General features: G+C 61.5%; 6 protein-coding genes. All 6 read left to right on the forward strand.

What is annotated here, in order from left to right:
- Positions 1-676 (forward strand): response regulator (locus AB4Z11_RS25425; protein ID WP_442028565.1); only part of this gene is annotated, 676 nt, incomplete at its 5' end.
- Positions 673-1041, forward strand: a complete 369-nt coding sequence (locus AB4Z11_RS25430) for a GTPase (RefSeq protein WP_442028566.1) — start codon at positions 673-675, stop codon at positions 1039-1041. The genes AB4Z11_RS25425 and AB4Z11_RS25430, both read left to right, overlap by 4 nt.
- 81 nt (positions 1042-1122) lie before the next feature.
- A complete protein-coding gene (locus AB4Z11_RS25435; protein WP_442028571.1) occupies positions 1123-1380 on the forward strand; it encodes a BTH_I0359 family protein in 258 nt (85 codons plus the stop codon).
- Between the two features lie 42 nt (positions 1381-1422).
- Positions 1423-2217, forward strand: coding sequence for a class II glutamine amidotransferase (locus tag AB4Z11_RS25440; RefSeq protein ID WP_442028568.1), 795 nt, complete (start codon positions 1423-1425; stop codon positions 2215-2217).
- Positions 2218-2262: 45 nt separating this feature from the next.
- On the forward strand, positions 2263-3546 hold the full coding sequence (locus AB4Z11_RS25445; RefSeq protein ID WP_442028569.1) for an EAL and HDOD domain-containing protein: 1284 nt from the start codon (positions 2263-2265) through the stop codon (positions 3544-3546).
- Positions 3547-3612: 66 nt separating this feature from the next.
- The coding region (locus AB4Z11_RS25450) for an ABC transporter ATP-binding protein (protein WP_442028570.1) at positions 3613-4061 on the forward strand (449 nt) is incomplete at its 3' end.

Here is a 4061-nt window from a genome sequence, read left to right on the forward strand (position 1 = left end):
GCTCTCGGAAATCTTGGGCGACGAGGGACACGCAGTCACGCTGGCGGAAAACGCGCAGCAGGCACGCCTGGCCCGCGCGGCCGGAGCGCCCGACCTGGTCCTGCTCGACATCTGGATGCCGGACACTGACGGCGTCACGCTGCTGAAGGAGTGGCAGCGCGATGGCCTGCTCACCATGCCGGTCATCATGATGTCCGGTCACGCCACCATCGATACCGCGGTGGAAGCGACCCGCATCGGCGCATTGAATTTCCTGGAAAAGCCGATTGCGATGCAAAAGCTGCTGAAGGCAGTGCAGGCGGGCCTGTCGCGCGCGCAAGAGCAGGTACGAGCGCCGGTGCTGGCGCCGCGTCCTGCGGTAGCGGCGCCGGCGGAGGACCACAGCCCGAGCGTCGGCAGCTTTGGCGCGCAGCCTGTGGCGCCGGCTTCGGYGCATGGCGTGGCCGTGGCGCGTCCGAACGGTGAGAACCATATGTTCAATCTGTCGTTCGACCTGCCGCTGCGCGAAGCGCGTGACGCTTTCGAGCGCATGTACTTCGAGCATCACCTGGGCCGCGAAGGCGGCAGCATGACCCGCGTGGCCGAGAAGACTGGCCTGGAACGCACCCACCTGTACCGCAAGCTGAAGCAACTGGGCGTGGAGCCGGGCAAGCTGTCGAAAAAAGGCCAGGTTTGATCCTTACCACCCTGGTCACGGGGACCAGGGCATCCGATCGCGAGAGCGCGATCGCGGCTGCTCTTGTCCCCGGCCAGTCCACCGCGGTGATCCTGGAAGGATTGGCCGACGGAAATTCCCCTCTGGTGTATGATGAAAGTGAAGGCGCCGTCTGGCGTCCGGACGTGCATCGCATCGCGCCGGGCTGCCTATGCTGCGCCGGTAATCTGGTTTTGCGTGTTACATTGAATCGTCTCTTGCGCCGTCCCCCGGCGCAGCTCTTTATCAGCCTGGCTGATGCCACTCACGTGGACAGCCTGCGCGCCATGCTGACAGCGGTACCCTACGACGCGCTGCTGCGCCTGGGTCCCGACCTGGCCGCTTGAAATCGGGCCAGAACAGCCCCATCTCGAGATGGAACGCGGAACCCCATCCCTATGGTTCCGCCCCGGAGTGAAGGAAGCATGATGAATCTCATCTACAACAGCGAGCAGTACAGCGTCGTCGAATTCGGCCCGGACCGCGAACTGGAAGCGTTGCGTTTCGGGGGCTATGAAATCGTCGACAAGGGCGGCAAGCGGGAAATCTTCATTGCGGGGGTGATGGCGCAGAACTTCAGGCGCGACGTCAACCAGCTGATTGCCAATGAACCTACCATGGAGGAAATCGACGAATTCCTCGGCAGCTACGACGTGCTGATGAGCCAGCCCGTATTACTCCACTGATTTGCCATCCCGCCGCGGAAGGGCACATGGTAAAGTTTCGCCATGTGCCAACTTCTCGGAATGAACTGCAACGTCCCGACGGACATTGTGTTCAGCTTCACCGGCTTCGCCATGCGCGGCGGCCACACCGATACTCACCATGACGGCTGGGGGATCGCCTTTTTCGAAGGCGCCGGCGTGCGCCATTTCGTCGACCATCAGGCAGCCGTCCATTCGCCGATCGCGGAGCTGATCAAGCGCTATCCGATCAAATCGAAAAACGTGATCGCCCACATCCGCAAGGCCACGCAAGGCCAGGTGATGCTGGAGAACTGCCATCCCTTTGTGCGCGAGCTGTGGGGCCGTTACTGGGTGTTCGCCCATAACGGCGACCTGAAAGAATTTCATCCGGTGCTGGATGGCGCCTTCCGTCCGGTCGGCACCACCGACAGCGAACAGGCCTTCTGCCTCATCATGCAGGAATTGCGCGAGCGCTTTGGCGACACGCGGCCGCCACTGTCGCTGCTGCGCGCCTGCCTGGAAAAAGTGGTGCGCAAGATCGCGGGCCACGGCACGTTCAATATGATGCTGTCGGACGGCACCTGCTTGTTCGCGCACTGTTCGACCAATCTGCATTACATCGTGCGCCAATATCCCTTCGATACGGCCCGGCTGCAGGATGAGGATTTGAGCGTAGACTTCTCCCAGGTCACTACGCCAAATGACCGTGTCGCCCTGATCGTCACTCAGCCATTAACCAGCAACGAACAATGGACAGCCTTCCAGCCAGGTGAGGTAAAGTGCTTTGTGGATGGCCTGCCTCAAAAGCGTGATTTCGAGCAAATTCAGGAGACATAGGCAGGGTTTGATGCCAAAATAGCAGGACATTTCAGGAAATATCTCATGATTGACCTCTCCACGAACGATGCCGCCAAGAACCTGCGGGTACGCGAGTTCTACCTCGGCCGGCAGCCGATTTTGGACCGCAACCAGGCCCTCTTCGGTTACGAGTTGTTATTTCGCAACGCTCCTGTTGGGCCGGCGGTCATCGAAACTTCGGGGCTGAACGCCACCGCAGCCGTGCTGGCGCACGCCGCGCAGCTGGGCATGGAGCGCACCGTGGGTGACGCCATCGGCTTCGTCAACGTCGACGCCGAAGCCATCATGAGCGATATCTTCGGCTTCCTGCCGCGCGAAAAGCTGGTGCTGGAAGTGGTGGAAACCATGGAGCCAACACCTGAAGTGCTGGCCCGCATGTCCGAACTGGTGAGCCACGGCTTCCGCTTTTCGCTGGACGATGTGAAGCTCGATTCGCCGCACGTGGAAGCCATGCTGCCCATGGTCGAATACGTGAAGCTGAGCATGCGCGACATGCCGATCGACCGCCTGGTGCGCCTGGCGCCCCGCTTCAAGCAGGAAGGCAAGAAGCTGGTGGCGGAGAAGGTCGAGAACCGCGAAGAATTCAAGAACTGCCTGGACCTGGGCTTCGATTACTTCCAGGGCTACTACTTCGCCAAGCCGGTGATCATGAGCGGCAAAAAGCTGTCGCCGTCCCAGCTGGCGGTGATGGAGCTGATGGCCCTCGTGACCGACGAGGGTAAGGACAATATCGACATCGAGCGCGCCATCAAGAAGGATGTGTCGCTGGCGCTGAATCTGCTGCGCCTGGTGAACACGCCTGCTGTCGGCGCGCGCCAGCGCATCGATTCGCTGAGCCAGGCAGTGACCATTCTCGGCCGCCGCCAGCTGCAGCGCTGGCTGCAGATCATGCTGTACGCCGAGCCTTCGAAGCGCGGCCACTCCATGACGCCGCTGCTGATGCTGGCCACCACGCGCGGCCGCCTGCTGGAACTGCTGGCGCACAAACTGCGCCCGAATCAGCATCACATCGCCGACATTGCCTTCACCGTCGGCATCATGTCCCTGATGGATACCTTGTTCGGCATTCCGATGACCGAGATCCTGCAGCAGATCGCTGTGGCGGATGAAGTGTCGGAAGCCCTGATGTGGCGCGGCGGCTTCTTCGGCGATCTGCTCAAGCTGGCCGAGTGCATCGAGCGCATCGAAGATATGGAGAACTACATCGTACCAACCCTGCGCGACCTGGCCATGTCCACCGACGAACTGGTGGAACTGGAAATGGCGGCCTTCGAATGGAGTGATAACGTGGTCCGCTACGCGCTGTAAATCCGATTTYGTTAACGCGGCGCCGCCTTCTTCGCGGCGCCGTTTTTATTCGTGAAGGGGTTTGCTTTGCTCAGTGTCAGTAATCTCTGCAAGACCTACGGCGACCGGCGCGCCGTGGATGGTGTCTCCTTCAACGTACAGCGCGGCCAGACGGTCGGTCTGCTTGGTCCGAACGGCGCCGGCAAGTCCACCACCGTGGGCATGATCTGCGGCCTGGTGCGCAGCGACAGCGGTTCCGTCACGCTGGACGGCGAACCGGTAGGGCAGGGCAATAATGCTGCCAAGCGCAAGATCGGTCTGGTGCCGCAGGACCTCGCGCTGTACGACGATCTCTCCGCTCTCGAAAACCTGAAATTGTTCGGCGCCTTGTATGGCCTGAAGGGCGAGCCGCTGAAGAAGCGCTGCGCCGAAGTGCTGGAACTGGTGCGCCTGTCCGACCGCGCCAACGACAAGCCGGCCACCTTCTCCGGCGGCATGAAGCGGCGCCTGAATATCGCGGCGGCGCTGCTGCACGA

Origin of the sequence: Pseudoduganella sp. RAF53_2, assembly GCF_052113985.1 — a bacterium.
GTDB lineage: Bacteria > Pseudomonadota > Gammaproteobacteria > Burkholderiales > Burkholderiaceae_D > Rugamonas.